The sequence below is a fragment of the Streptomyces sp. NPDC046909 genome (genome assembly GCF_040644695.1).
Taxonomy (GTDB): domain Bacteria; phylum Actinomycetota; class Actinomycetes; order Streptomycetales; family Streptomycetaceae; genus Streptomyces.
Window position 1 is genome coordinate 594,318 of record NZ_JBEYXC010000004.1, and the last position, 24,817, is coordinate 619,134.

The 24,817-nt window shown below is 70.1% G+C and carries 23 protein-coding genes and 1 riboswitch; of the genes, 13 read left to right on the forward strand and 10 right to left on the reverse strand.

Annotated elements, in window-relative coordinates; genetic code table 11:
- Window positions 1-115: 115 nt before the first annotated feature.
- The 7 genes from ABZ928_RS15735 to thrC form a co-directional block, all read right to left on the reverse strand.
- Window positions 116-970 (reverse strand): metallophosphoesterase, encoded by an 855-nt coding sequence (locus tag ABZ928_RS15735; protein WP_361518515.1) that lies wholly within the window; start codon window positions 968-970, stop codon window positions 116-118.
- 45 nt (window positions 971-1,015) lie between these two features.
- Entirely contained in the window at window positions 1,016-1,624 is a 609-nt protein-coding gene (locus ABZ928_RS15740) for a GNAT family N-acetyltransferase (protein WP_361518517.1), read from the reverse strand.
- 230 nt (window positions 1,625-1,854) lie between these two features.
- On the reverse strand, window positions 1,855-2,985 hold the full coding sequence (locus tag ABZ928_RS15745; protein WP_361518519.1) for an NADH:flavin oxidoreductase: 1,131 nt from the start codon (window positions 2,983-2,985) through the stop codon (window positions 1,855-1,857).
- A 187-nt stretch (window positions 2,986-3,172) separates the two neighbouring features.
- Entirely contained in the window at window positions 3,173-4,795 is a 1,623-nt protein-coding gene (gene groL, locus ABZ928_RS15750) for a chaperonin GroEL (RefSeq protein ID WP_059195844.1), read from the reverse strand.
- Window positions 4,796-5,123: 328 nt separating this feature from the next.
- The gene (locus ABZ928_RS15755) at window positions 5,124-5,327 is read right to left on the reverse strand and encodes a cold-shock protein (protein ID WP_004986573.1); all 204 of its coding nucleotides are present in this window, start codon (window positions 5,325-5,327) and stop codon (window positions 5,124-5,126) included.
- 441 nt (window positions 5,328-5,768) lie between these two features.
- Complete coding sequence (locus ABZ928_RS15760; RefSeq protein ID WP_059195843.1) at window positions 5,769-6,044, reverse strand: ubiquitin-like small modifier protein 1; 276 nt, start codon at window positions 6,042-6,044, stop codon at window positions 5,769-5,771.
- Window positions 6,041-7,342 carry a threonine synthase gene (gene thrC, locus ABZ928_RS15765; protein WP_361518522.1) on the reverse strand — a complete coding sequence of 434 codons (1,302 nt, stop codon included), beginning with the start codon at window positions 7,340-7,342 and terminating at the stop codon, window positions 6,041-6,043. The genes ABZ928_RS15760 and thrC overlap by 4 nt, the downstream gene beginning before the upstream one ends.
- Window positions 7,343-7,359: 17 nt before the next feature.
- Window positions 7,360-7,515, reverse strand: a riboswitch (SAM riboswitch).
- 136 nt (window positions 7,516-7,651) lie between these two features.
- Here thrC and ABZ928_RS15770 point away from each other — a divergent pair.
- Window positions 7,652-8,596: a glucosyl-3-phosphoglycerate synthase gene (locus tag ABZ928_RS15770; protein ID WP_361518524.1), complete on the forward strand. Its 945-nt coding sequence runs from the start codon at window positions 7,652-7,654 to the stop codon at window positions 8,594-8,596.
- Between the two features lie 126 nt (window positions 8,597-8,722).
- Window positions 8,723-10,120: a trehalose-6-phosphate synthase gene (locus ABZ928_RS15775; protein WP_361518526.1), complete on the forward strand. Its 1,398-nt coding sequence runs from the start codon at window positions 8,723-8,725 to the stop codon at window positions 10,118-10,120.
- 4 nt (window positions 10,121-10,124) lie between these two features.
- Here the strand turns inward: ABZ928_RS15775 and otsB are convergent, their stop codons facing one another.
- Window positions 10,125-10,985: a trehalose-phosphatase gene (otsB, locus tag ABZ928_RS15780; protein ID WP_361518528.1), complete on the reverse strand. Its 861-nt coding sequence runs from the start codon at window positions 10,983-10,985 to the stop codon at window positions 10,125-10,127.
- Between the two features lie 287 nt (window positions 10,986-11,272).
- Between otsB and gatC the strand changes: the two genes are divergently transcribed.
- Genes gatC through gatB form a run of 4 tightly spaced genes read left to right on the forward strand, consistent with a single transcriptional unit; the run spans window position 11,273 to window position 14,843 of the window.
- Window positions 11,273-11,569: an Asp-tRNA(Asn)/Glu-tRNA(Gln) amidotransferase subunit GatC gene (gatC, locus tag ABZ928_RS15785; protein ID WP_007384860.1), complete on the forward strand. Its 297-nt coding sequence runs from the start codon at window positions 11,273-11,275 to the stop codon at window positions 11,567-11,569.
- A 5-nt stretch (window positions 11,570-11,574) separates the two neighbouring features.
- The gene (gatA, locus tag ABZ928_RS15790) at window positions 11,575-13,077 is read left to right on the forward strand and encodes an Asp-tRNA(Asn)/Glu-tRNA(Gln) amidotransferase subunit GatA (RefSeq protein WP_361518530.1); all 1,503 of its coding nucleotides are present in this window, start codon (window positions 11,575-11,577) and stop codon (window positions 13,075-13,077) included.
- Complete coding sequence (locus tag ABZ928_RS15795; protein ID WP_361518532.1) at window positions 13,074-13,313, forward strand: hypothetical protein; 240 nt, start codon at window positions 13,074-13,076, stop codon at window positions 13,311-13,313. The genes gatA and ABZ928_RS15795 overlap by 4 nt, the downstream gene beginning before the upstream one ends.
- A gap of 15 nt (window positions 13,314-13,328) precedes the next feature.
- Window positions 13,329-14,843: an Asp-tRNA(Asn)/Glu-tRNA(Gln) amidotransferase subunit GatB gene (gene gatB / locus ABZ928_RS15800; RefSeq protein WP_361518534.1), complete on the forward strand. Its 1,515-nt coding sequence runs from the start codon at window positions 13,329-13,331 to the stop codon at window positions 14,841-14,843.
- Between the two features lie 55 nt (window positions 14,844-14,898).
- Here the strand turns inward: gatB and ABZ928_RS15805 are convergent, their stop codons facing one another.
- Window positions 14,899-15,720: a methyltransferase domain-containing protein gene (locus ABZ928_RS15805; protein WP_361518536.1), complete on the reverse strand. Its 822-nt coding sequence runs from the start codon at window positions 15,718-15,720 to the stop codon at window positions 14,899-14,901.
- A 138-nt stretch (window positions 15,721-15,858) separates the two neighbouring features.
- Here ABZ928_RS15805 and ABZ928_RS15810 point away from each other — a divergent pair, with 138 nt between their 5' ends.
- The 7 genes from ABZ928_RS15810 to ABZ928_RS15840 all read left to right on the forward strand — a co-directional run bounded on the left by ABZ928_RS15810 (window position 15,859) and on the right by ABZ928_RS15840 (window position 23,562).
- A complete protein-coding gene (locus tag ABZ928_RS15810; protein WP_361518538.1) occupies window positions 15,859-16,164 on the forward strand; it encodes a hypothetical protein in 306 nt (101 codons plus the stop codon).
- Between the two features lie 192 nt (window positions 16,165-16,356).
- A complete protein-coding gene (locus tag ABZ928_RS15815; protein ID WP_361518540.1) occupies window positions 16,357-18,585 on the forward strand; it encodes an MMPL family transporter in 2,229 nt (742 codons plus the stop codon).
- Window positions 18,563-19,135 carry a GNAT family protein gene (locus ABZ928_RS15820; RefSeq protein WP_361518542.1) on the forward strand — a complete coding sequence of 191 codons (573 nt, stop codon included), beginning with the start codon at window positions 18,563-18,565 and terminating at the stop codon, window positions 19,133-19,135. The genes ABZ928_RS15815 and ABZ928_RS15820 overlap by 23 nt, the downstream gene beginning before the upstream one ends.
- A gap of 35 nt (window positions 19,136-19,170) precedes the next feature.
- Window positions 19,171-19,785, forward strand: a complete 615-nt coding sequence (locus tag ABZ928_RS15825; RefSeq protein ID WP_361518544.1) for a hypothetical protein — start codon at window positions 19,171-19,173, stop codon at window positions 19,783-19,785.
- Window positions 19,786-19,983: 198 nt separating this feature from the next.
- A complete protein-coding gene (locus tag ABZ928_RS15830; RefSeq protein WP_361518546.1) occupies window positions 19,984-20,169 on the forward strand; it encodes a hypothetical protein in 186 nt (61 codons plus the stop codon).
- 116 nt (window positions 20,170-20,285) lie between these two features.
- Window positions 20,286-23,330 (forward strand): AAA family ATPase, encoded by a 3,045-nt coding sequence (locus ABZ928_RS15835; RefSeq protein ID WP_361518934.1) that lies wholly within the window; start codon window positions 20,286-20,288, stop codon window positions 23,328-23,330.
- A 37-nt stretch (window positions 23,331-23,367) separates the two neighbouring features.
- On the forward strand, window positions 23,368-23,562 hold the full coding sequence (locus tag ABZ928_RS15840; protein ID WP_361518548.1) for a DUF6191 domain-containing protein: 195 nt from the start codon (window positions 23,368-23,370) through the stop codon (window positions 23,560-23,562).
- A gap of 26 nt (window positions 23,563-23,588) precedes the next feature.
- On the opposite strand, the gene ABZ928_RS15845 is transcribed toward ABZ928_RS15840, so the two are convergent.
- A complete protein-coding gene (locus ABZ928_RS15845) occupies window positions 23,589-24,797 on the reverse strand; it encodes a PQQ-dependent sugar dehydrogenase (RefSeq protein WP_361518549.1) in 1,209 nt (402 codons plus the stop codon).
- Between the last annotated feature and the right edge of the window lie 20 nt (window positions 24,798-24,817).

Sequence of the window (24,817 nt, forward strand, 5' to 3'; positions counted from 1 at the left end):
TAGTGATACACGCGCGGGGAACTGGTAATCGACCTAGTGATTGACCTAGGCAACTTTTGGGGAATAGGTTAAGTCAGTTGATTGACTTAACCAAGAGGGCCAGGTCAACGCCGAGTCAGGCCTGCTGCGCCACGATGGAGCGCACCCTCTCCGCGTCCAGTTCGTAGACCGTCTCGTGGGCCCGGGGGTCACGCGCGTGCAGGGTGTGGAAGAGGGGACTCGCCGACTCACCCAGCACCACCAACGAGGCGGAAGCCCCTCGTACCGCGCGTTCCGTCCCCGGCGCGGTCGTCAGGTCGATGCGGTTGACCACGCCCGGCGTTACCCACACCGGGACGGACTCCAGCAGGCCGAAGAGCTGGAGGTGGAAGTGCCCGGTGAGGACGACCTTGACGTCGGTGCCACGGATCACGGCGCCGAGGTCGGCGGGCTCGCGCAGCCCGAAGATCTGCTGGAGAGGGTTGTCGAGGGCGATGGGCGGATGGTGGAAGGCGAGTACGGTCCCGAGCTCGGCCGGAGTGCTCAACACCTCCCGCAACCAGTCGAGTTGCTGCGCACTCAACCGGCCGTACACCTCCCCCGGCACCAGAGAGTCCAGCGTCACGATCCGCCACCCGCCCACCGTGCTGACCGCCGCCCGCTCCGGCCCGTCCAGCACCGCCTCCGGCTCCGGATGCCCACTCCCGAGCACCTTCGCGAAGGCCTCGCGCTCGTCATGGTTGCCGGTGGTGTAGAAAACGGGCACGTCACCGAGCGTCCGCGCGAGTTCGCCGAGCAGCTCATGAAGTGCCGAATACGCCTCCACAGCCCCGTCGTTGGCGAGGTCCCCGGTGACGACGATCGCGTCGATGTCCTGCTGGTGCCGCAGGTCGGCGAGGAGGAGGCGCAGGGAGTCGTGGGCGTTGACGCCGTTCTTGTTGGGGGCGTCGGTGCGTTCGAGGTGCGTGTCCGAGAGCTGAAGGATCCTCATCTCCGGCACGCTAGCGGCAATTGACGACCGGGGCCCCTACTTATCTCACCGGGCCGCCCGCCACATAGTCGTGACCAACGCACCTGATTCCAGGGCCACTTCGTCCCGCACCCGGAACCCGACGCTCTCGTACCGCCTGATGTTGGCGGGATTCGTCGACTCCAGATAGGCGGGGGCTCCGACGGCGTCCACCCGCTCCAGGCTCTCGGCCAGCAGCGCCATGCCCAGGCCCTTGCCCCGGTGATCGGTGTGCGTACCGAGGATCGTGAGATGGAAGAACGGCTCCTCGGGATGCGCCGCCCCGAACCGTTCCTCGACCGCCATGATCCGCCGGGCCGTTCCGGGATCGATGCCCGTCGCGAGCCGCTCCTCCAGCCCCTCCACCTCCTCGGCGGTGAGCTCGACCCCGCCCGGCGGGATCCACACGGCAGCGGCTTCCGCCCCGGGCGTCACCAGCGTCCACGGATACCGGAGCGCCGAGGTCACATACACCCGCCACATCACCGCGGCCTGCTCAGCCCGCAGCGCCTCATCGGGGAAGACGGGACCCCAGACGGGGTCGTGGAGGAAGGCGCTGGTGAAGGCGGAGACGACGGCGTCGATGTCGTCGGGGGTGGCGGGACGGGCGGAGGGGGTGGTGGAAGGCGTGGTCATGCGGGCATCTTCTCAGCGGAACGGCCGCACCTCACCAGCCTGTCGGCACCCTCCAGCCCGCTCGGCCCCTCTCGACGCCGGTCCGCACATTCCAGCCCGTCTGGGGGTGCCCCCTCTGGGGGAGTTTGAGGGCGAGGCCTGCCGCGCAGCCCTTCGGGCCGATGGGGGTCTGGGGGCGCAGCCCCCAGGGACGCACGCCCCCACCGACCCGCACGTCACCGCCGCCCGCCTCAGCTCAGCGACTGAAGCGCCGCCGCGTCATAGGCCTTCAGCTCACCCGTCCGCCCCGCCAGCACCTTCGCCGCCCACTCCGGGTCCTGAAGCAGCGCACGCCCGACGGCGACGAGGTCGTACTCCTCGCGCTCAAGGCGGTCGAGAAGGTCGTCGATGCCACGAAGCGGCGCGCCCTCGCCCACGAAGCCCTTGAGGAAGTCCCCGTCGAGGCCGACCGAGCCGACGGTGATGGTCTGCTTGCCGGTGAGCTTCTTGGTCCAGCCGGCGAGGTTGAGGTCGGAGTCCTCGAACTCGGGGAGCCAGTAGCGGCGGGTGGAGGCGTGGAAGGCGTCGACACCGGCGGCGGCGAGCGGCGCGAGGATCGCCTCCAGCTCCTCCGGGGTCTCGGCGAGACGGGCGCGGTAGGCCTCCTGCTTCCACTGCGAGTAGCGGAAGATGATCGGGAACTCGGCCGACACGGTCTCGCGTACGGCGGCCACGATCTCGGCGGCGAACTTGGTACGGGCGACCGCGTCACCGCCGTACCCGTCCGTGCGGCGGTTGGTGCCCTCCCACAGGAACTGGTCGACGAGGTAGCCGTGGGCGCCGTGGATCTCCACGCCGTCCATGCCGATGCGCTCCGCGGCGGCCGCGGCCTCGGCGAAGGCGCCGATGACGTCGTCCAGGTCGCGCTGGGTCATCGTGTGCCCGGTGGGCTCGTCGGCACCGGGACGCACACCGGAGGGACCGACCGACGGGGCGTCCGGGACGGGGCCCTGGCCCGGGGTGCGGGTCATGCCGATGTGCCAGAGCTGCGGGACGATCGTGCCGCCCGCCGCGTGCACGTCCTCGGCGACCTTCTGCCACCCCGCGAGCTGCTCCTCCCCGTGGAAGCGGGGCACGCGCGTGCTGTCACCGGCCGAGTCATGACCGACGTACGTGCCCTCGGTCACGATCAGACCGACGCCCGCGGCCGCCCGGCGCGAGTAGTACGACGCCACGTCCGCGCCCGGGATGCCGCCCGGGGAGAACATGCGGGTCATCGGCGCCATGACGATGCGGTTCGGGACGGTCAGGCCGTTGATCGTGGTGGGCCGGGAGAGGACCTCGGCGGCGCGGGTGGAGGGGACGGAAGCGGAGACGGTCACGCGGGGGCTCCTTGGAGGTGGCTCATCTGACCAGCTGGTATGTGCGTACGCATTGTTGCACCTACTGAACTAACTGGCTGTGTGGCGCCTCACATCCCCGCCGTACCCCGGAAACGCCCGAGGGCGGCACCCCCCGCTTTCGCGGGAAGTGCCGCCCTCGGAACGAAGGACAGGCGATCCGTACGGATCAGAAGTCCATGTCACCGCCCGGCATGCCGCCGCCGGCGGGCGCGGCGGCCTTCTCCGGCTTGTCGGCGATGACGGCCTCGGTGGTGAGGAAGAGCGCGGCGATCGACGCGGCGTTCTGGAGCGCGGAGCGCGTGACCTTCGCCGGGTCGATGATGCCTTCCTTGACCAGGTCGACGTACTCACCGGTGGCGGCGTTGAGGCCGTGACCCGGGGTGAGGTTGCGGACCTTCTCCACCACGACGCCGCCCTCAAGGCCGGCGTTGACGGCGATCTGCTTCAGCGGGGCCTCGAGGGCGAGCTTGACGGCGGCAGCGCCGGTCGCCTCGTCACCCTCCAGCTCCAGCTTCTCAAAGACACCGGAGGCCTGGAGCAGGGCCACGCCACCACCGGCGACGATGCCCTCCTCGACGGCCGCCTTGGCGTTGCGCACGGCGTCCTCGATGCGGTGCTTGCGCTCCTTGAGCTCGACCTCGGTCGCGGCACCGGCCTTGATGACGGCGACGCCACCGGCGAGCTTCGCCAGGCGCTCCTGGAGCTTCTCGCGGTCGTAGTCCGAGTCGCTGTTCTCGATCTCGGCACGGATCTGGTTGACGCGACCGGCGACCTGGTCGGCCGAACCGGCACCGTCGACGATCGTCGTCTCGTCCTTGGTGATGACGACCTTGCGGGCGCGGCCCAGGAGGTCCAGGGTCGCGTTCTCCAGCTTGAGGCCGACCTCCTCGGAGATGACCTCGCCGCCCGTGAGGATGGCGATGTCGCCGAGCATGGCCTTGCGACGGTCACCGAAGCCCGGGGCCTTGACGGCGACGGACTTGAAGGTGCCACGGATCTTGTTGACGACCAGGGTCGACAGGGCCTCGCCCTCGACGTCCTCGGCGATGATCAGCAGCGGCTTGCCCGACTGCATGACCTTCTCCAGGAGCGGGAGCAGGTCCTTGACGGAGCCGATCTTGGAGTTGGCGATCAGGATGTACGGGTCGTCCAGGGACGCCTCCATACGCTCCATGTCGGTGGCGAAGTAGGCGGAGATGTAGCCCTTGTCGAAGCGCATACCCTCCGTCAGCTCCAGCTCCAGACCGAAGGTCTGGGACTCCTCGACGGTGATGACGCCTTCCTTGCCGACCTTGTCCATCGCCTCGGCGATGAGCTCGCCGATCTGGGTGTCGGCGGCGGAGATGGAGGCCGTGGAAGCGATCTGCTCCTTGGTCTCGACATCCTTGGCCTGCTCAAGGAGGGCACCGGAGACGGCCTCGACGGCCTTCTCGATACCGCGCTTGAGAGCCATCGGGTTGGCACCGGCGGCCACGTTGCGCAGACCCTCGCGCACCAGGGCCTGGGCCAGGACGGTCGCAGTCGTCGTGCCGTCACCGGCTACGTCGTCGGTCTTCTTCGCGACTTCCTTGACCAGCTCGGCGCCGATCTTCTCGTACGGGTCCTCGAGCTCGATCTCCTTGGCGATGGAGACACCATCGTTGGTGATCGTGGGGGCGCCCCACTTCTTCTCGAGGACGACGTTGCGGCCCTTGGGGCCGAGCGTCACCTTCACGGCGTCCGCGAGCTGGTTCATGCCGCGCTCGAGGCCGCGCCGCGCCTCCTCGTCGAACGCGATGATCTTGGCCATGTGAAGTGGTCCCTCCAGGACTGGGGGTGATTCTTCTGGACCGCGCCCGCGCCCGCGACGGACGGCTCGCACACCTCGTGGTTCCTTGCCCCACCCGGCCTGCGGGCCTCACCGACCCGGTCCTTCGTTGTCACTCTCACCTTCAGAGTGCTAACGCCAATGATTAGCACTCGGCATGGTCGAGTGCAAGCGCCTCTCGGGGATCGACCAGGTCCCGCAGCGGTCCCGGCAGCCCTTACAGGGGTCCGGACAGACCGAAGGGCCCGCACCCCTCACGAGGTGCGAGCCCTTCGGCAGAAGACGCTCGGTGTTCAGTCGGTCGCGCGTATCAAGCGGTGACGCGAACCATGTCGGCCTGCGGGCCCTTCTGGCCCTGCGAGATCTCGAACTCCACCCGCTGGCCCTCTTCCAGGGTGCGGTACCCGTCCATCTGGATCGCGCTGTAGTGGACGAAAACATCCGCACCACCGTCGACCGCGATGAAGCCGTACCCCTTCTCCGCGTTGAACCACTTGACGGTGCCCTGAGCCATGCCTAACTCCCCTATTACTGGCCCTTGCACAGATCCGCACTTCGCGGATCCGGGTCAGACCTCACCCCCCACGGATTGGGGGCGTGCGCCGGAACGCGTCGACCGCGGCTGAATGTATCTGTCCAACTGCCGTCTGCAACAGGTCAATCGGACGAGAATTCTGGACGTGAGGGGTCCGGAATGTAGTGAGAATTCGCCCGAATTCGGGGCAAGTCGGGCCCCATAAAAGGCGCAAAATTCGCAAAAGAACCGCACACTTTGGCTACTTCTCGTCGCACTCGGAGCGAGAACTCATATGCGGCTGGCATGGGGAGCGGAGCAGGTTCCCCAACTGTACCGCGCTCAACCATAGAGAATTGCCCCCTCCGCTTCTCTCACGGAGGGGGCAATTCAATGAACTCTTGGTAATCGACGTTACCCAGGGTAACGATCGACGTCCGGTCAGCCTCCGGCGACCGCCGGGATGATCGAGACACCGGCCCCGTCCGGGGTGGCCGTCTCCAGGCCCTGCTCGAAGCGGACGTCGTCGTCATTGACGTACACGTTGACGAACCGGCGCAGCTTGCCCTGGTCGTCGAGCACGCGTGCGGCGATGCCCGTGTGGTTCTTCTCCAGGTCGGCGATGACGTCGGCGAGGGTGGCACCCTCGGCGGCGACCTCGGCCTGCCCGCCGGTGTAGGTACGCAGGATGGTGGGGATGCGGACGGTCACGCTCATGATGCGAGGCCAGCCTCTCGGAAGGAGTCCAGGTTCGGGCGGATGGTCGCGGTGAGGCCGGTGCCGGCCACCGCGTCCAGGGTCTTGAGGCCGTCGCCGGTGTTCAGCACGACGGTGGTGAGCGTCGGGTCGAGGAGACCGTTCTCGATCAGCTTGCGGGTCACACCCACGGTCACGCCACCGGCCGTCTCGGCGAAGATGCCCTCCGTGCGAGCGAGCAGCTTGATCGCGTCGACGACCTGCTCGTCCGTCACGTCCTCCACCGCACCGCCGGTGCGGCGCGCGATGTCGAGGACGTACGGCCCGTCCGCCGGGTTGCCGATGGCGAGGGACTTGGCGATGGTGTTCGGCTTCTGGGGGCGTACGACGTCGTGGCCCGCCTTGTAGGCGACGGACACCGGCGAGCAGCCCTCCGCCTGCGCCCCGAAGATCTTGTACGGCTTGTCCTCGACGAGCCCCAGCTTGATCAGCTCCTGGAGCCCCTTGTCGATCTTCGTGAGCTGCGAGCCGGAGGCGATCGGCACGACCAGCTGGTCGGGAAGCTTCCAGCCGAGCTGCTCGCAGATCTCGTACGCCAGGGTCTTGGAGCCCTCCGCGTAGTAGGGCCGCAGGTTGACGTTGACGAAGCCCCAGCCCTCGCCGGCCGGGTCGCCGATCAGCTCGGAGCAGAAGCGGTTCACGTCGTCGTAGTTGCCCTCGATGCCGACGAGCTCACCGCCGTAGACGGCGGCCATGACGACCTTGCCCTGCTCCAGGTCGTGCGGGATGAACACGCAGGACCGGAAGCCGGCGCGGGCGGCGGCGGCGCCGACGGCACCGGCCAGGTTGCCGGTGGAGGAGCAGGAGAGGGTGGTGAAGCCGAAGGCGCGGGCCGCCTCCAGGGCCTGGGCGACGACGCGGTCCTTGAAGGAGTGCGTCGGGTTACCGGAGTCGTCCTTCACATACAGTCCGCCGGTCACGCCGAGCTCGCGCGCGAGGTTGTCGGCCTTGACGAGCTGGGTCCAGCCCGGGTTGATGTTGGGCTTGTCGGCCACGTCCGCGGGGACGGGCAGCAGGGGCGCGTAGCGCCAGATGTTCGCGGGTCCCGCCTCGATGCGCTTGCGGAGTTCCTCGGTGTCGTAGGCCGAGAAGTCATAGGCGATCTCGAGCGGGCCGAAACACTCCTCGCACGCGAAGACCGGTCCGAGAGGGACCCGGTGGCCGCACTCACGGCAGCTGAGCGCTGCGGCGGGGCCGAGGTCTACGGTCGTAGCGGTGGTGCTTGCATCGGTGGTGCTTGCAACAGTCTGCGCAGCCATGGAGGCGAGGCCCTTTCTCCTCATCTTCCTCACGACGCATCTCGCCGTGAGACGGATTTGGCACCTTCCCTAGTCGGGAGCCTCGCGGAACGATCAACAATGATCTACGAGTACCGACTGGAGGGTTGCCGGGGCTTCATCGGGCCGTATCCCTCTGCCCCTCTGGATGAGCGGTATGAAGTTGTGAACGTCCGACCATCCAGGACATGCGATGGTCATCCGCGTTGTTCAAGACTGTAACCGACGGCCAGGACAGTTGAGATAGACGTCCGAACGGCGAGATGGATCACACGTGAAGGAGCCGCCTACGTGCTGAACGAAGTCGAGCGCTGGCTGACCACCCGCTCCTGGTCAGTGACCGATCGCCCGCTCCACCAGATCATGGCCGCCAAGCAACGCACGGGGCAGACGGTCAGCGTCGTGCTGCCCGCGCTCAACGAGGAGGAGACGGTCGGCGACATCGTCGCGATCATCCGTCACGACCTCATGCAGCAGGTGCCCCTCGTAGACGAGATCGTCGTCGTCGACTCCGGGTCGACCGACCGTACGGCGCAGGTCGCGGCGGCCGCCGGGGCCACGGTCGTGCACCGCGACGCGATCCTCCCCCGCGTCCCCACCGTCCCCGGCAAGGGCGAGGTGCTGTGGCGCTCACTGCTGGTGACCAGCGGTGACATCGTCTGCTTCATCGACGCCGACCTGAAGGAGTTCTCCTCCGACTTCGTCTCCGGGATCGTGGGCCCGCTGCTCACCGACCCCGCTGTCGACCTGGTCAAGGCCATGTACGACCGCCCACTCGGGAGCGCGGCGGGCCAGGGCGGCCGCGTCACCGAGCTGATGGCCCGCCCGCTGCTGAACATGCACTGGCCGCAGCTGGCCGGCTTCGTCCAGCCGCTCGGCGGCGAGTACGCGGCCCGCAGGTCCCTCCTGGAACAGCTGCCGTTCCCCGTCGGCTACGGCGTGGAGCTGGGCATGCTGGTCGACGCCCTGCACCTGGTCGGCCTCGACGCGCTGGCCCAGGTGGACGTGGGGGTCCGCAAGCACCGCCACCAGGACGGCCAGGCCCTGGGCCGCATGTCCGCCGCGATCTACCGCACCGCCCAGCTCCGCCTGGCCCGCGGCCACCTCATCCGTCCCTCCCTCACCCAGTTCGAACGGGGCGAGGACGGCTTCGAGCCGCGCACCTACTCCGTGGACACGGAGGAACGGCCGCCGATGGCGGAGATCGCGGAGTACGCGTCCCGAAAGGTCGCCTGAAAGGTCGGCTGAGGTCGGCTGGGGTTGGCTGAGGTCGCCTGGCCAGAGCCGCGTTACGGGCTCCGGCGGGCCGTATACACAGAACCGTACGTTTGAGCGTTTACGGGTCGGGCTAGGTTGATCCGTATGGCTTCCACGCAGGCTGCCCAGGGTGCCCGGGTGCTCGTCGCGTCCAACCGCGGCCCGGTCTCGTACGAGGTCCGGGAGGACGGAACGCTGTCCGCCAAGCGCGGGGGCGGCGGGCTGGTCTCCGGTCTCTCCGCGATCGGGTCGGACGCGGACGCGCTGTGGGTGTGCTCGGCGCTGTCCGACGGCGACCGGGAGGCGGTCCGGCGCGGTGCGGGCGAGTCCGGCGTACGGATGCTCGACATCCCGGCGGACGTGCACGCGGACGCGTACAACGGCATCGCGAACTCGGTGCTCTGGTTCGTCCACCACATGCTGTACCAGACCCCGCTGGAGCCGGTCTTCGACGCGGAGTTCCGGCGCCAGTGGGCGTCGTACGAGACGTACAACCGCGCGTTCGCGCAGGCGCTGGCGGAGGAGGCGGTGCAGGGCGCCTCGGTCGTGGTGCAGGACTACCACCTGACGCTGGTGCCCGGGATGCTGCGCGAGCTCCGCCCGGATCTGCGGATCGGCCACTTCTCGCACACACCGTGGGCGCCCCCGGAGTACTTCCGGATGCTGCCGGACGACGTGGCCGAGCAGGTCCTGCGGGGCATGCTCGGCGCGGACCGGCTGGGGTTCCTCACGCGGCGGTGGGCGTCGGCGTTCGAGGCGTGCGCGGCGGACGTCGTCGGCGGGCTCGGGGAGACGCGGGTCGGGGTGCACGGGCTCGGCGCGGACGCGGACTTCCTGCGGAAGCGGTCGCACGAGACCGACGTCGACGAACGGATGACGGCACTGCGCGCGGAGATCGGCGAGGGCCGCCGGGCGATCGTCCGGGTCGACCGGACCGAGCTGTCCAAGAACATCGTGCGCGGGCTGCTGGCCTACCGGCAGCTGCTCGACGACCGTCCCGAGTGGCGGGAGCGCGTGGTGCACGTGGCGTTCGCGTACCCGTCCCGCCAGGACCTGGCGGTCTACCGCGACTACACGGCCGAAGTGCAGCGCCTGGCCGAGGAGATCAACGAGCGGTACGGGACAGCGGGCTGGAAGCCGGTCGTCCTGCACGTCAAGGACGACTTCGCCCGCTCCCTGGCCGCCTACCGCCTCGCCGACGTCGCCCTGGTGAACCCCATCCGCGACGGCATGAACCTCGTCGCCAAGGAGGTACCGGTGGTCTCCGACGAGGGGTGCGTGCTGGTGCTGTCACGGGAGGCCGGGGCGTACGAGGAGCTCGGCGAGGACGCGATCGTCGTCAACCCGTACGACGTGATCGGCACGGCGAACGCGCTGCACGAGGCGCTGACCATGCCGGTGGAGGAACGGGCCGAGCGGACGAAGCGGCTGGCCGCGGCGGCGACGGCGTTGCCGCCGGCCCAGTGGTTCCTGGAGCAGCTGCACGCGCTGGACAGCGACTGATGTCTCAGTCCAGCTGACCCGCGAGCGCCCGCAACAGCCGTACGACCCCTTCCGGACCGTCGACGATCAGATCCGCCCGCTCCGCCAGCTCGGTGACCTCCTCGCTGCCGCTGCACACCAGTAGGCCGGGGACGCCGTCGGAGCGGAGTTTGTCGACCGCCGTGTACGCGGGGAGGTCGCCCAGGTCGTCGCCGGCGTAGAGGACGGCCTCGGCGCCCAGTTCGCGGACGTGGTCGAGGAGGGCCACGCCCTTGTCCATGCCGGGCGGGCGGAGTTCGAGGACCAGGCGGCCCGGTTCGACGATGAGCCCGTTGCGGGTGGCGAGGTCGGTGAGCGGTTCACGCAGGGCCTCGAACGCGGCCTGGGGATCGGCGGCGCGGCGGGTGTGAACGGCCAGCGCCCGCCCCTTCTCCTCGACCCACGCGCCCTGCCCGGCACCGGTCCGGTCGAGCAGCCCGGGCAGTTCGGCACGGGCCCGGGCGACGCCGGGGTGGGGCGGCGGGGCGGTGATCTCGCCGGTGGCGGCGTCCCAGCGTTCCGCGCCGTAGTGGCCGAGGATGACGAGGTGGTCGAGGCCGGGGATCCCGTCGAACCCGCCGAGCCGTACGGCGACGGCGGGCGGGCGTCCGGTGATCACCGCGACGGAGGCGATCTTCGGGGCGAGCGCGGCGAGTACGGCTGCCGCCTCGGGGTGCGCGCGGGCCTGCTCGGGGTCCGGGACGATCGGCGAGAGCGTGCCGTCGAAGTCGAGCGCGACGACGGTCTTGCCGGGCCGTTCGAGAATGGCCCGCAGTCCGTCGCGACCGGCCTGAGTGGCGGGGGTCGGCAGGGAGTCGTCATCGGCGGCGTGCTGGTGGCTGCCCATGTGAGGACCCTATCGATGTCTCGCCCCCGCCGCCCCTACCCGTCCCATCACTGGGGGCTGCCGCCCCCAGACCCCCGCTATCGGCCCTGAAGGGGCCTCGTCCTCAAACGCCGGACGGGCTGAAAAACCCAGCCCCTCCGGCGTTTGAGGAGCGGGGTCTGGGGCGGAGCCCCAGAAGGACGGGACGGGTAGGGGCGGCGGGGGCGAGGAAACCGCGTAACCGACACCGGCCCCCGCCCCATAGGATTGGCCCCAAACCACACGCACTCACCCCAGAGGATCGCTGCATGCCTGGCATCACGCGCGAGGAGGTCGCCCACCTCGCCCGGCTGGCGCGTCTGGAGCTGAAGCCCGAAGAGCTCGAGCACTTCGCGGGACAGCTGGACGACATCATCGGCGCGGTCGCACGCGTCAGTGAGGTCGCCGACCAAGACGTACCGCCGACCTCGCACCCGCTCCCGCTGACGAACGTCATGCGGGCGGACGAGGTCCGTCCGTCGCTCACCCCCGAGCAGGCGCTCTCCGGCGCCCCGGCCCAGGAGCAGCAGCGTTTCAAGGTGCCGCAGATCCTGGGGGAGGACTAATCGCCATGACGGACAACGTCAACATCATCAAGCTGACCGCCGCCGAGACCGCCGCGAAGATCGCCTCCGGCGAGCTCACGGCCGTGCAGGTCGCCGAGGCCCACCTGGCCCGTATCGAGGCCGTCGACGAGAAGGTGCACGCCTTCCTGCACGTCGACCGCGAGGGCGCGCTGGCCCAGGCCCGTGCCGTCGACGAGAAGCGGGAGCGCGGCGAGAAGCTCGGCCCGCTCGCCGGCGTTCCGCTCGCGCTGAAGGACATCTTCACCACCGAGGGCATCCCGACCACGGTCGGCTCGAAGATCCTCGAAGGCTGGATCCCGCCGTACGACGCGACCCTCACCAAGAAGCTGAAGGCCGCCGACGTCGTCATCCTCGGCAAGACCAACATGGACGAGTTCGCCATGGGGTCCAGCACCGAGAACAGCGCGTACGGACCCACCGGCAACCCGTGGGACCTCACCCGCATCCCCGGCGGCTCCGGCGGCGGTTCCTCCGCCGCGCTCGCCGCGCACATGGCGCCCCTCGCCATCGGCACCGACACCGGCGGTTCCATCCGCCAGCCGGCCGCCGTCACGGGCACGGTCGGCGTCAAGCCGACGTACGGCGCGGTCTCCCGCTACGGCATGGTCGCCTTCTCCAGCTCCCTCGACCAGGGCGGGCCCTGCGCCCGTACGGTCCTGGACGCGGCGCTCCTCCACGAGGTGATCGCCGGGCACGACCCGCTGGACTCCACGTCCATCGACGCGCCCGTCCCGCCGGTCGTCGAGGCCGCCCGCAACGGCAGCGTCGAGGGCATGCGCGTCGGCGTGGTCAAGCAGTTCCGCGGTGAGGGCTACCAGGCCGGTGTCATCCAGCGCTTCGACGAGTCCGTCGCCCTCCTCAAGGAGCTGGGCGCCGAGATCGTCGAGCTGGACTGCCCGTCCTTCGACCGCGCGCTGTCGGCGTACTACCTGATCGCGCCCTCCGAGTGTTCGTCCAACCTCGCCCGCTTCGACGGCCTGCGCTACGGCCTCCGTACCGGCGACGACGGCACCCACTCGGCCGAGGAGGTCACCTCCCTCACCCGTGAGGCGGGCTTCGGCCCCGAGGTGAAGCGCCGGATCATGCTCGGCACGTACGCGCTGAGCTCCGGCTACTACGACGCGTACTACGGCAGCGCCCAGAAGGTCCGTACGCTCATCACGCGCGACTTCGAGAAGGCGTTCGAGCAGGTGGATGTGATCGTCTCCCCGACGACCCCGACCACCGCCTTCCCGATCGGCGAGCGTGCCGACGACCCGATGGCGATGTACCTCGCGGACCTCTGCACCATCCCGACCAACCTCGCGGGCAACTCGGCCATGTCGCTCCCGTGCGGTCTGGCGCCCGAGGACAACCTCCCGGTCGGTCTCCAGATCATCGCCCCGGCGCTGAAGGACGACCGGCTGTACAAGGTCGGCGCCGCCGTCGAGGCCGCCTTCGTGGAAAAGTGGGGGCACCCGCTCCTGGAGGAGGCACCGTCGCTGTGAGCAAGCTGACCAAGGCGAAGGACTTCAAGAAGTCCAAGTCCGGTACGTACCTGTCGATGGCCACCACCGCGTTCGGCGCGCTCGGTGTCGCCAAGCAGATCAAGAAGGCCCGTGCCGAGCAGGACACGCTCCGGCTGGTCGACGCCACCGTCTCCGCGGTCGCGATCGTCACCGGCCTCGCCATCCTGTACCGCGAACTGAAGCGGCTGGGCGACGACGACGTCCTGCTGGGCTGAGAGGGAATTTCCACCGTGACCACCACGACCGACCTGGTGTCGTACGAGGACGCACTCGCGTCGTACGACCCCGTCATGGGCCTTGAGGTCCATGTCGAACTCGGCACCAAGACCAAGATGTTCTGCGGCTGTTCGACCGAGCTCGGTCAGGACGCCAACACGCAGACCTGCCCCGTCTGCCTCGGCCTGCCCGGCGCGCTCCCGGTCGTCAACGCGACCGGCGTCGAGTCGGCGATCAAGATCGGTCTCGCGCTGAACTGCGAGATCGCCGAGTGGTGCCGCTTCGCCCGGAAGAACTACTTCTATCCGGACATGCCGAAGAACTTCCAGACCTCCCAGTACGACGAGCCGATCGCCTTCAACGGCTACCTCGACGTACAGCTGGAGGACGGCGAGACCTTCCGCGTGGAGATCGAGCGCGCCCACATGGAGGAGGACACCGGCAAGTCGACGCACGTCGGCGGCGCCACCGGCCGTATCCACGGCGCGTCCCACTCCCTCCTCGACTACAACCGCGCCGGCATCCCGCTCATCGAGATCGTCACCAAGCCGATCGAGGGCGCCGGCGAACGCGCTCCCGAGGTCGCGAAGGCGTACGTCCGTGAGCTGCGCGAGGTCATCAAGGCGCTCGGCGTCTCCGAGGCCCGTATGGAGATGGGCCAGATGCGCTGCGACGTGAACCTGTCGCTGCGCCCGCACGGCCGCGAGAAGTTCGGCACGCGTTCCGAGACGAAGAACGTCAACTCACTGCGTTCCGTGGAGCGTGCGGCCCGCTTCGAGATCCAGCGGCATGCCGCGGTGCTCAGCAGTGGCGGCACGATCATCCAGGAGACCCGGCACTTCCACGAGGACACGGGGTCCACGACTTCGGGCCGTGTGAAGGAGGAGGCCGAGGACTACCGGTACTTCCCGGAGCCGGACCTGGTCCCCGTGGCGCCCTCGCGTGAGTGGGTCGAGGAGATCCGCGCCGGTCTGCCCGAGCTGCCGCTGGCCCGTCGTAACCGGCTCCTCGCGGAGTGGGGCATCTCGGCCGTCGACATGCAGGCGATCCTCAACGCCGGTGCGCTGGACCCGATCGTCGCCACGATCGACGCCGGTGCCGACGCGGCCTCCGCCCGTAAGTGGTGGATGGGCGAACTCGCCCGCAGCGCCAACGAGTCCGGCACGTCGCTGGACGAGCTGGCCATCACGCCGGTGCAGGTCGCCCGCGTCTCCGAGCTCGTCTCGAAGGGTGACCTGAACGACAAGCTGGCCCGTCAGGTCATCGAGGGCGTCCTCGCGGGCGAAGGCACCCCGGACGAGGTCGTCGAGAAGCGCGGTCTGAAGGTCGTCTCCGACGAGGGTGCCCTCGGCACCGCCGTCGACGAGGCCATCGCCGGCAACCCGGGCATCGCCGACAAGATCCGCTCCGGCAAGGTCGCCGCGGCCGGCGCCCTGGTCGGCGCGGTCATGAAGGCGACCCGCGGTCAGGCGGACGCGGCCCGCGTCAAGGAGCTGATCCTGGAGAAGCTGGGCGTCAGCGAGGGCTGAGGCCTGTGACACGCGTACGGCCCCGGAGGGATGCCCTCCGGGGCCGTAGTGCTGCTTACTTACGGCGTCCTACGACCCGTACGAAGCCCAGTGCCCGGCCCTCGTCGGCACGGACCGCCTCGCGCACCCGGCGGGCCATGTCGCGGTGGAACTCCTCCGGGCTCTCCTCGGCGACGACGTCGCACCACAGCAGCCAGTCCTTCCAGCCGTCCGGCTGCCAGTCGGCCGTCTCGACCTCGACGGCTCCGCTGCGGGTCCACTGGCGGCGCCACCAGTCGGCGGAGTGGAAGCACCACCAGTCGGGCTCCCAGTGCCCCTTGAGGTGCTCGGGCGGATCGGTGCCCTCCAGTTCGTCCCGCACCGCGGGGACGACGACCCCGATCCGCCCGCCCGGCTTCAACAGCCGGGTCAGGGTGGGCAGATAGAGGTCGTTGGTGCCGAAGTACTGGTACGCGTCGATGCTCACGATCGTGTCGAAGCTCGCCTCGGCGAACGGCAGATCGTGCGCCTCGGCGTGCACGGGCAGCACCCGGTCGGCGAAACCGGCCTCGGCGATGCGCCGGGCGTTGTCGTCGGGCCCGATCCACAGATCGGCCGCGGTGACCTGGGCGTGGTACTCCCTGGCCAGGAAGACCGAGGTCATGGCCCGGCCGCAGCCCAGGTCGAGGACGCGGGCGCACGGGCGCAGGGCGTCGAGGCCCAGTGCGGGCGCCAGCCACTCCAGCAGCCACAGGGCGTTCGGGCCCATCTGGTTCTCGATGACCCAGCGGACGTCGTAGGTGTTGCTGCGGGTGTAGCGGGCGTGCGTCAGCCGCCGGGTGAGGTCATCGTCCGAGGTCCCCGGGGTGATGACGTTCGGGGTGGTGATGTCTGGCATCGGTGAGCGGGCTCCTTGAGTCCGGAAAGGCGGAAAGGGATACGTCGGAGCTCGGTCGGACGCTCAAACAATGCACCTGCTTCGGCTGGGGGCGGACGGCCCGGGGATTCTCAGCCGGACACGCTACGCTCGCCCGCCATGAACGCGCACCCGGATTCCGACTCCGACATACAGGAGGAGTACGACGACGACCAGGTCCTTGACGCCCGGCGGGCCCGCTGGACGGCGTCCGGGACCGGGACGATGCTGGCCCTCGCGGGCCTGGCGGCGTCGGCGCTCCGGCTGAGCGGCGCGGCTCCCACGCTGGTGCCGGCCGCGTACGCCTTCGGCGCGGTGGTGTGCGCGCTGGCGGCCCTCCTCGGGTCGCGCGGGCGCACCCGGCGGGCGCTGTGGCTGCTGATCGTCGGAGTGATGGTGATGGCTCTGGGCGACCAGTTCGACTGAGGGTGACAGAGCGACCGTTACTGTCCTGTGATCTGCCTCGCACTCCTGTGAATAAACCCACGAATGGCATAAACGATCAATTCTGGCTGCAAGAGTGGTCTGCGCATTGCTCATGCGTTCTTTGCGGGCCGTTCACACCATGGACGACTGTTCCCGGTCAAAGATCCACAAATCCACCCGGGAGCACGTTTCGTGGCAGCCCTCGCACGCTGGTGTGTCCAGCGCCGCCTCGTCGCCGTACTGCTGTGGCTCCTCGCCTTCGGCGGGGTGACCGCGGCCGCCGCGGTCACCGGCTCGGCGTACTCGAACGACTACGAGGTCCCCGGCACCGAGTCGGGCCGCGCCACCCAGCTGCTCCAGGAGGGCTTCCCCGACCTCGGCGGCGACAGCGACACCATCGTCTGGCACACCGCCTCCGGCACCGTCCGCGCCGCCGCCGTCGAGCAGACGATGACGCGGACCCTGGACGAGATCGCCGAACTGCCCGGAGTGGCCGCCGTCGTCAGCCCGTACGACACCCAGGGCGCGGACCGGATCAGCGAGAACGGCCGTACCGCGTACGCCACGGTCACCTTCGAGGACCGCGCCGAGGACCTCGACAAGGCCGAGGTGCAGGACGTCGTCAGCACCGCCAAGGCAGCTGAGGGCGACGGGCTCCAGGTGGAGCTGGGCGGCAGCGCCATCGCGCTCACCGAGTCCAGCGGCGGACATCTCGCCGAGGCCGTCGGAGTGCTCGTCGCCGCGGTCGTGCTCTTCCTCGCCTTCGGCTCGCTCGCCGCCTCGCTGCTGCCCATCGCCACCGCGCTCGTCAGCGTCGGGACGGCGTACGCCGGGATCGTGCTGCTCGGGCACGCCATGACCGTCGCCGACTTCGCGCCCATGCTCGGCATGCTGATCGGGCTGGGTGTCGGCATCGACTACGCGCTGTTCATCGTCACCAGACACCGGCGTGGTCTGAAACGCGGGCTCGACGTCGGCGAGTCGATCACCAACGCCGTCGCGACCACAGGACGGGCGGTCGTCTTCGCGGGTGCCACGGTTTGCATCGCCCTGCTCGGGATGCTGATCCTCAGGCTGAGCTTCCTCAACGGCGTCGCGATAGCCGCCTCGCTCACCGTCGTCCTCACCGTCGCCGCCTCCGTCACCCTGCTGCCCGCCCTGCTCTCCCTCATCGGCATGCGCGCCCTGAGCCGCCGCGAGCGACGGCACCTGGACGAGCACGGGCCCCAGCCCGAACTGCCCACCGGGCTCGCCGCACGCTGGTCGGCGTTCGTGGAACGGCACCCCAAGCTGCTCGGCGCGATCGCCCTGGTCGTCATCACCGTCCTCGCCCTGCCCACCCTGGGCCTCCGCCTCGGCACCTCCGACCAGGGCAACAACCCCGAGACCTCCACCACCCGCCAGGCCTACGACCTCCTCGCCGACGGTTTCGGCGCCGGCGTCAACGGACCGCTGACCCTGGTCACGCACGTCGACAGCGCCGAGGACAAGCTGCTCCTCGACAACCTCGACGCCACCATCCGCACCACCGAGGGCGTCGCGTCCGTGACGCCGGTGACCTACGACGCGGGCGGTGACACCGGGTACTTCACGATCGTCCCGGCGTCGTCCCCGCAGTCCCAGGACACCAGCGACCTCGTCGACCGGCTGCGCACCGAGGTGCTGCCGCGCGCCGAGACCGGGACGTCCCTCGACATCCAGGTCGGCGGGGTGACGGCGTCGTACGACGACTTCGCCGAGGTGATCGTCGGCAAGCTGCCGCTGTTCGTCGGGGTCGTGATCGGCCTGGGCTGTCTGCTGCTCCTGCTCGCCTTCCGGTCCGTCGGCATCCCGCTGAAGGCCGCCGCGATGAACGTCGCCGCCGTCGCCGCCGCCTTCGGCGTCGTCGTCGCGATCTTCCAGTGGGGGTGGGGGAGCGAGCTCCTCGGGCTGGGGAGGGCCGGGCCGATCGAGCCCTTCCTCCCCGTGATCATGGTGTCCGTGCTCTTCGGGCTCTCCATGGACTACCAGGTCTTCCTGGTCAGCCGGATGTACGAGGAGTGGCTGGAGACCGGCGACAACCGGCGGGCCGTCCGCGTCGGCCTCGCCGAGACCAGCCGGGTGATCAACTCCGCCGCGGTCATCATGATCTCGGTCTTCCTGGCCTTCGTCCTCAGCGGCGACCGGGTGATCGCGATGTTCGGCATCGCGCTGGCGGCGGCGGTCGCTCTGGACGCCTTCGTTCTGCGGACTCTTCTCGTCCCCGCCCTCATGCATCTGCTCGGCGGCGCCAACTGGTGGCTGCCGGGCTGGCTGGACCGCCGGATGCCGCGCATCAGCATCGAGCCGCCGGAATGCCGCGCATCACATGAAAGGGTGGACGCCGTCGTAGGGGAGATCGAGAGGGAGCGGGACGAGGATGTACGCGATATCGCTGGGTGACGGTGCCGAGCTGCGGCCGCTGGAGCCGTGGCACGCCGAGGAGTTCCTCGCGAACCTGGAGCGCGGGCGGGAGTTCATCGGGCAGTTCATCGCCTTCGGCTCCCAGGTCGTCGACGTGGAGTCCGCGCGGGAGACGCTCCAGCGGTACGCCCGGATGCGCGCCGACGACACCGGCGGCTACCACGGCATCTGGCTGGACGGAAAGCTCGTCGGCGGGGTGCTCACCCTGAACGTCGACGCCGCCCAGGGCAACGCCGAGGTCGGCTGCTGGCTGGAGCCCGCCGCCACCGGGCGCGGGCTGATCACCCGGGCGATGCGCATCCTCATCGACTGGTGCGTCGAGGAACGCGGCATCCACCGCGTCGAATGGGTCGCCGCCGCCGGGAACACCCCCAGCCTGAACGTGGCCCGGCGGCTGGGAATGACCCGCGACGGAGTGCACCGGCAGGCCCACCTCTATGGTGGGGTGCGGCACGATCTCGAGGTTTGGTCGGTGCTGGCGCCCGAGTGGCGTGAGGCACGCGCGCGTGCCGCTCACAAGGATCATTAAGAGACCTCTCAGACTGCGTCCGTACGGTGCGAGGTATGGGAACCAAGACTGTTGACGAGACCGGGGCCGAAACGGGCCCCGAGGCGAAGACCGACGACGCGAAGGTGGACGTCACCAAGGTCGACGAAGTGACGGAGACCGAGGTCGAGGCCGACGCCGACGCCGCGGTCGACTCCGAGAACTCCGAGGACTCCGCCGAGTCCGGGGAGGGCGACGACCTCGAAGCGGGCCTCGCCGACACCGAGCAGGAGGGCCCCTCCGGCGTCGGCCAGGGCGCGGGCGCCGTCGTGTCCGCCGCGCTCGGCCTCGTCTCCCTCACCGGTGGCTGGATCGGCTCCGTCGCCGCCGCCCGCGAGACCCTCGTGGGCCAGCTGGAGACCGCGTCGACCGCGACCGTCGCCAAGCAGGTCAAGGAGATCTACGGCGACGCCTGGCAGACCTCCGCGCTGTGGGCGGGCTTCTTCGCGCTCGCCGCGCTGATCGTCGGCGTCTTCGTGCTGGCCCGGCCCGCCTTCGGGGCGCCCGGCAAGCCGCAGGCCGTGTGGATCAAGTCGGTCGCCTGGGGCGGTGTCGCGCTCGGCGTCATCGGCCTGCTCCTGGCCGTCCTCAAGTACACCGACATCCTGCTGGGCCTGCCCTCCACGAGCTGAGACACCGCAGGTCCCGAGGGGTCTTAGGGCCGACGTAAGCACCTTACGCGGCGCCCTGAGGCCCCTTAGGCATGTCTAAGGCCCCACCGGCCGCCGAAGATGCGGAACTCTCCCGATGTGGCACCCCCGCCTTGGAGACGAAGGTAGAGGCATCGCAGAAAGCGAAGCACGAAACCGAATCTCACAAGGGACCACACCATGTATGAGTACGAGATCTCCCAGCTCCGCTCCGCCGAACTGATCCGCCAGGCCGACAACGAGCGCCTCGCCCGGGAGGCGGTCCGCAGCCGCCGCGCCGCCCGCCGTGAGGCGGCCCGCCGCGAGGCCGAGAGCGAGGCGCATACCGGGCGCCTTCGCCGGCACCGGTTCCCGCGCACCGCATGAGCGCCGAGGCAAGGGAGGACGGTCGTACGACGACCGTCCTCCCTTCTCTTTCCGCCGCCGAAGGCCCCGGCTCCGCCCCGCGGAAAACCGGTGCCGCCTTGTCGTACCCGCATGCGATGCTCGGGCCCGTGGAGACCAGGTCCGTCAGTCCCGTGTTCGTCGGTCGCGCCGATGAGCTGAACACCCTGAACGAGGCGCTCGCCCGTGCCGCCGCGGGAGAACCCCAGGCCTTGCTGATCGGCGGTGAGGCCGGGGTCGGCAAGACGCGTCTCGTGGAGGAGTTCGCCACCGCCGCCTGCCGGCAGGACGCCGTCGTCGCCCTCGGCGGCTGCGTCGAGATCGGCGCCGACGGGCTGCCCTTCGCCCCGTTCTCCACCGCCCTGCGCAACCTGCGCCGCGAACTGCCCGAAGAGATGGCCGCCGCGGCCGCGGGCCAGGAGGAGGAACTGGCCCGGCTCCTGCCCGAACTGGGCGAGGCCCCCTCGGGACGCCACGACGAACAGAGCATGGCCCGCCTCTTCGAACTCACCGCCCGCCTCCTGGAACGCGTCGCCGCCGACCGCACCGTCGTCGTCGCCCTGGAGGACCTGCACTGGGCCGACGCCTCCACCCGCCACCTCCTCTCGTATCTCTTCCGCACCCTGCGCACCGGCCGCCTGGTCGTCCTCGCCACCTACCGCGCCGACGACATCCACCGCCGCCACCCGCTGCGCCCCCTGCTCGCCGAACTCGACCGGCTGCGCACCGTCCGCCGCCTCGAACTCGGCCGCTTCAACCGCACCGAGGTCGGCCGCCAGATAGCCGGCATCCTCGCCGCCGAACCCGAACCGGCCACCGTCGACGACATCTTCGAACGCTCCGACGGCAACGCCTTCTTCGTCGAGGAACTCGCCGTCGCCGCCCACGAGGGCTGTTGCACCGGCCTCACCGACTCCCTCCGCGATCTGCTCCTGGTCCGCGTCGAGGGCCTGCCCGAGAGCGCCCAGCGGGTCGCCCGGGTCGTCGCCGAGGGCGGCTCCACCGTCGAGTACCGGCTCATCGCCGCCGTCGCCCAGCTCGCCGAGGACGACCTCATCGAGGCGCTGCGCTCCGCCGTGAACGCCAACATCCTCAGCGCCGCACCCGACGGCGACGGCTACCGCTTCCGCCACTCCCTGGTCCGCGAGGCCGTCGGCGACGACCTGCTGCCCGGCGAACGCTCCCGCCTCAACCGCCGCTACGCCGAGGCCCTGGAGGCCGACCCCACGCTGGTGCCGGCCGACGCGCGCGTGATGCGCCTGGCCAGCTACTGGTACCACGCCCACGACGCCGCCAAGGCCCTGCCCGCCGTCCTGGACGCCTCCGCCACCGCCCGCGGCCGGCACGCCTACTCCGAACAACTCCGGCTCCTGGAACGCGCGATGGAGCTCTGGGACACCGCCCCCGAGTCGGTCCGGGCCGCCCTGCGCCCCGTCGACTACACCGAGGCCTTCCCTCCCTGCGGCTGCGACCCGGCCACCACCCCGCTCCGCTATCTCGACCTGATGGCCGAGGCCGCCGTCGCCGGCCGGCTCTCCGGGGAGCGGGAACGCGCCCTGAAGATCACCAAGCGGGCCCTGCACCTGCTGGAGGAGGAGGGCGACCCGGTGCGCGCCGCCTGGTTCTGGGGGCAGCGCTCCCGGCTGATGCAGGCCCTCGCCCGCGGCAACGGCTGGCAGGAACTTGCCACCGCCCAGGACCTGGTCCGCGGACTGCCGCCCTCCGAGGTGCACGCCGACGTCCTCTCCCAGGTCGCCAACTGGTCCATGGTGCACGTCCCCGGACCCGAGGCCTTCACGGCCGCCGAACGCGCCGTGGAGTACGCGCGCATGGTCGGCGCCCGCGAGACCGAGATGAGCGCCCGGCTCACCCTGGGCACCCTCATCGTCCACGGCGGCGACCTCGAAGCCGGACTGAAGGAGATGTTCGAGGTCAAGCGGCAGACCACCGAGAACGGCATGACCGGCATCGCCGCCCGCGCCTACGTCAACCTGCCCGACGCCCTCGAAGGCGTCGGCCGCTCTGCCGAAGCCGTGACCCTCCTGGAGGAAGGCGTCGACTACACGCGGAAGTTCGGCCTCCTCGACAGCGAGGCCTGGGTCTGGGGCAACCTCGCCGAGTCCCTCTTCAGCCTCGGCCGCTGGGACGAGGCCGCCACGGCCGCCGGCCAGTCGGAACGCGTCGGCCAGAGCGCCATACCCCGCGGCTTCCGGGCCGGCCTCCGCGCCGAACTCGCCCTCGCCCGAGGCAACCTGGCCGACGCCGTCGACCACCTGGCCGCGGCCCGCGGCCACTTCGGCACCCATGACCGGGCACCCCAGTACGAACTGCCCCTCCTCCGCCTCGGCATCGCCGTCGCCGCCGCGGAGGGCCGCCTCCTGGACGCCCGCGCCGAACTCCGGCAGGTCCTGGACACCGGCTTCCCGCCCGACACCCAGCGCTACGCCTGGCCCCTCCTTCTGATCGGCGCCACCATGGAGGCCGACGCCCTCGGACTGCCCGCCGCCGACCCCGGCCGCGCCGAGAGCCTCGACCGCCTCCGCACCACCGCCAAGACCCTGACCACCAACGCCCCCGTCTGGCAGGCGCACGAACGCTGGGTCCGCGCCGAACTCCTGCGCGCCGAGGGCCACAGCGCCCCCGACGACTGGGCCGAGGTGACCGCCGCCTTCGAGTGCCTGGACCGCCCCTACGACCTCGCCCGCGTCCGCCACCGCCTCGCCGAGTCCCTCCTCTCCACCGGCGGCGACGACGAACGCCACCGCGCCACCGAACTGCTCCGCCTCGCCCAGGCCGTCGCCCGCCATCTCGGCGCCCGCCCCCTGGCCGACGCTGTCACCCAGCTCGCCCAGCGCGCCCGCCTGACCCTGGCCGCCGTCCCGAAGCAGGCCCCGGCCCCCACGGACCAGGCCGAGGCCCTCGGTCTCACCGGACGGGAGCGCGATGTGCTGCGCCTGGTCTCCGCCGGCCGCACCAACCGCCAGATCGCCGAGGAACTGTTCATCTCCCCGAAGACCGCCAGCGTCCATGTGTCGAACATCCTGGCCAAGCTCGGCGTCTCGGGCCGCGGCGAGGCGGCGGCCGTGGCCCACCGGCTGGGGCTGTTCCCCGCCGAGGGGCTCTCGAGTCGAACGGCGGGGTGAGGTTCTACGCTGTATGTGACCGACCCAGGGAGGTCCTGTGTTCAACCCCTTCGAGGAACTGTTCGCACCCGGTCGGAAACACACCCGGGATGAACAGAACCGACTGGAAATGACCCGGGTGGACGTCGGTGACGGCGACCCCGGGCATGGGCCGATAGATCTCTCGTCCGGGAAGGTCGTCGTACGCCGACCGGAGCCGGAGGCGTCCGAGGAGGGGCCGGAGGACGGCTGAGCGTTCCCAGGAGCGTTCCTGCCGGGTCAGCTCACCTGTATCTCCAGGATCCGGTCGTCCCCCTCCTTCGGGTCCCCCCGCCCGTCCGTGTTGCTGGTGACCAGCCACAGCTTGTCGCCGCCCGCCGACACCACCGTGCGCAGCCGGCCGTACTCGCCCTTGAGGAACGCCTGGGGATCGGCGGAGGCCTCCGTGCCCTTCAGCGGGATCCGCCACAGCCGCTGCCCCTTCAGACCGGCCATCCATATCGAACCCTCGGCATAGGCCACACCGCTGGGAGAGGCGTCGTCCGTGGCCCACTGGGCTATCGGGTTGATGAAGTCGCCGTCGTCGGACCTGCCCTCGACCTCGGGCCAGCCGTAGTTGCCGCCCGGCTTGATCGCGTTCAGCTCGTCCCAGGTGTCCTGGCCGAATTCCGAGGCGAACAGCCGCTGTTTGGCGTCCCAGGCCAGACCCTGCACATTGCGGTGCCCATAGGAGTACACGGGGGAGCCGGGGAACGGGTTGCCCGGAGCCGGATCGCCCTCCGGGGTCAGCCGCAGGATCTTGCCGCCCAGGGACTCCTTGTCCTGGGACAGACCGGTGTTGCCGCTCTCGCCCGTGCCCGCGTACAGCATGCCGTCCGGGCCGAAGGCGATCCGCCCGCCGTTGTGGATGAAGCCCTTGGGTATGCCCTTGAAGACGGTGTCCGGGGCGCCCAGCCGCTCCCCGGCGGGCTTCTCCTCCTCGTACAGCATGCGGACGATGCGGTTGTCCGAGGCCGAGGTGAAGTACGCGTACACCATGTGGTCCGAGGCGTAGTCCGGCGACAGCGCCAGGCCCATGAGACCGCCCTCGCCGGCCGGGGAGACCCCGGGGACCTCGCCCAGCTCGGTCTTCTTGCCGGTCTCCCCGTCGACCCGGGTGATCGTCGCGTCGTCCCGCGAGGAGACCAGCAGATCGCCGTCGGGCAGCGGGGCCAGACCCCAGGGCGTGCCCAGGCCGGTGGCGACCGTGCGGAGCACCTTCACCGAGCCCTTCGCGGGAGGTGTCTCCTCGGCGGCCTGCCGGGTGGGGGAGGACTGCGATGCCGTACCCCCGCCCGGTGTCGTACTGCCTTCGGACGGCCCGTCACCGCCACCGTCGTCCGAGGAGCACCCGGCCGTCAGCAGGAGCGCGGTCGCGGCCAACACGGCCGACACAGCTCGTCGTTGCACGATCTCGGTCCCTTCGACGCGGCAGGTTCTACTGTTCATACACCGCTCGCGTCCCACAG

Coding starts and splice junctions, on each gene's coding strand:
- ABZ928_RS15775 (WP_361518526.1), top strand. CDS start 8,723: ATGGCTTCCACGCAGGCTGCCCAGGGTGCCCGGGTGCTCGTCGCGTCC.
- ABZ928_RS15755 (WP_004986573.1), bottom strand. CDS start 5,327: ATGGCTCAGGGCACCGTCAAGTGGTTCAACGCGGAGAAGGGGTACGGC.
- ABZ928_RS15820 (WP_361518542.1), top strand. CDS start 18,563: ATGTACGCGATATCGCTGGGTGACGGTGCCGAGCTGCGGCCGCTGGAG.
- groL (WP_059195844.1), bottom strand. CDS start 4,795: ATGGCCAAGATCATCGCGTTCGACGAGGAGGCGCGGCGCGGCCTCGAG.
- thrC (WP_361518522.1), bottom strand. CDS start 7,342: ATGGCTGCGCAGACTGTTGCAAGCACCACCGATGCAAGCACCACCGCT.
- ABZ928_RS15845 (WP_361518549.1), bottom strand. CDS start 24,797: ATGAACAGTAGAACCTGCCGCGTCGAAGGGACCGAGATCGTGCAACGA.
- ABZ928_RS15835 (WP_361518934.1), top strand. CDS start 20,286: ATGCTCGGGCCCGTGGAGACCAGGTCCGTCAGTCCCGTGTTCGTCGGT.
- ABZ928_RS15830 (WP_361518546.1), top strand. CDS start 19,984: ATGTATGAGTACGAGATCTCCCAGCTCCGCTCCGCCGAACTGATCCGC.
- gatA (WP_361518530.1), top strand. CDS start 11,575: ATGACGGACAACGTCAACATCATCAAGCTGACCGCCGCCGAGACCGCC.
- otsB (WP_361518528.1), bottom strand. CDS start 10,985: ATGGGCAGCCACCAGCACGCCGCCGATGACGACTCCCTGCCGACCCCC.
- ABZ928_RS15825 (WP_361518544.1), top strand. CDS start 19,171: ATGGGAACCAAGACTGTTGACGAGACCGGGGCCGAAACGGGCCCCGAG.
- gatC (WP_007384860.1), top strand. CDS start 11,273: ATGCCTGGCATCACGCGCGAGGAGGTCGCCCACCTCGCCCGGCTGGCG.
- ABZ928_RS15805 (WP_361518536.1), bottom strand. CDS start 15,720: ATGCCAGACATCACCACCCCGAACGTCATCACCCCGGGGACCTCGGAC.
- ABZ928_RS15740 (WP_361518517.1), bottom strand. CDS start 1,624: ATGACCACGCCTTCCACCACCCCCTCCGCCCGTCCCGCCACCCCCGAC.
- ABZ928_RS15735 (WP_361518515.1), bottom strand. CDS start 970: ATGAGGATCCTTCAGCTCTCGGACACGCACCTCGAACGCACCGACGCC.
- ABZ928_RS15810 (WP_361518538.1), top strand. CDS start 15,859: ATGAACGCGCACCCGGATTCCGACTCCGACATACAGGAGGAGTACGAC.
- ABZ928_RS15760 (WP_059195843.1), bottom strand. CDS start 6,044: ATGAGCGTGACCGTCCGCATCCCCACCATCCTGCGTACCTACACCGGC.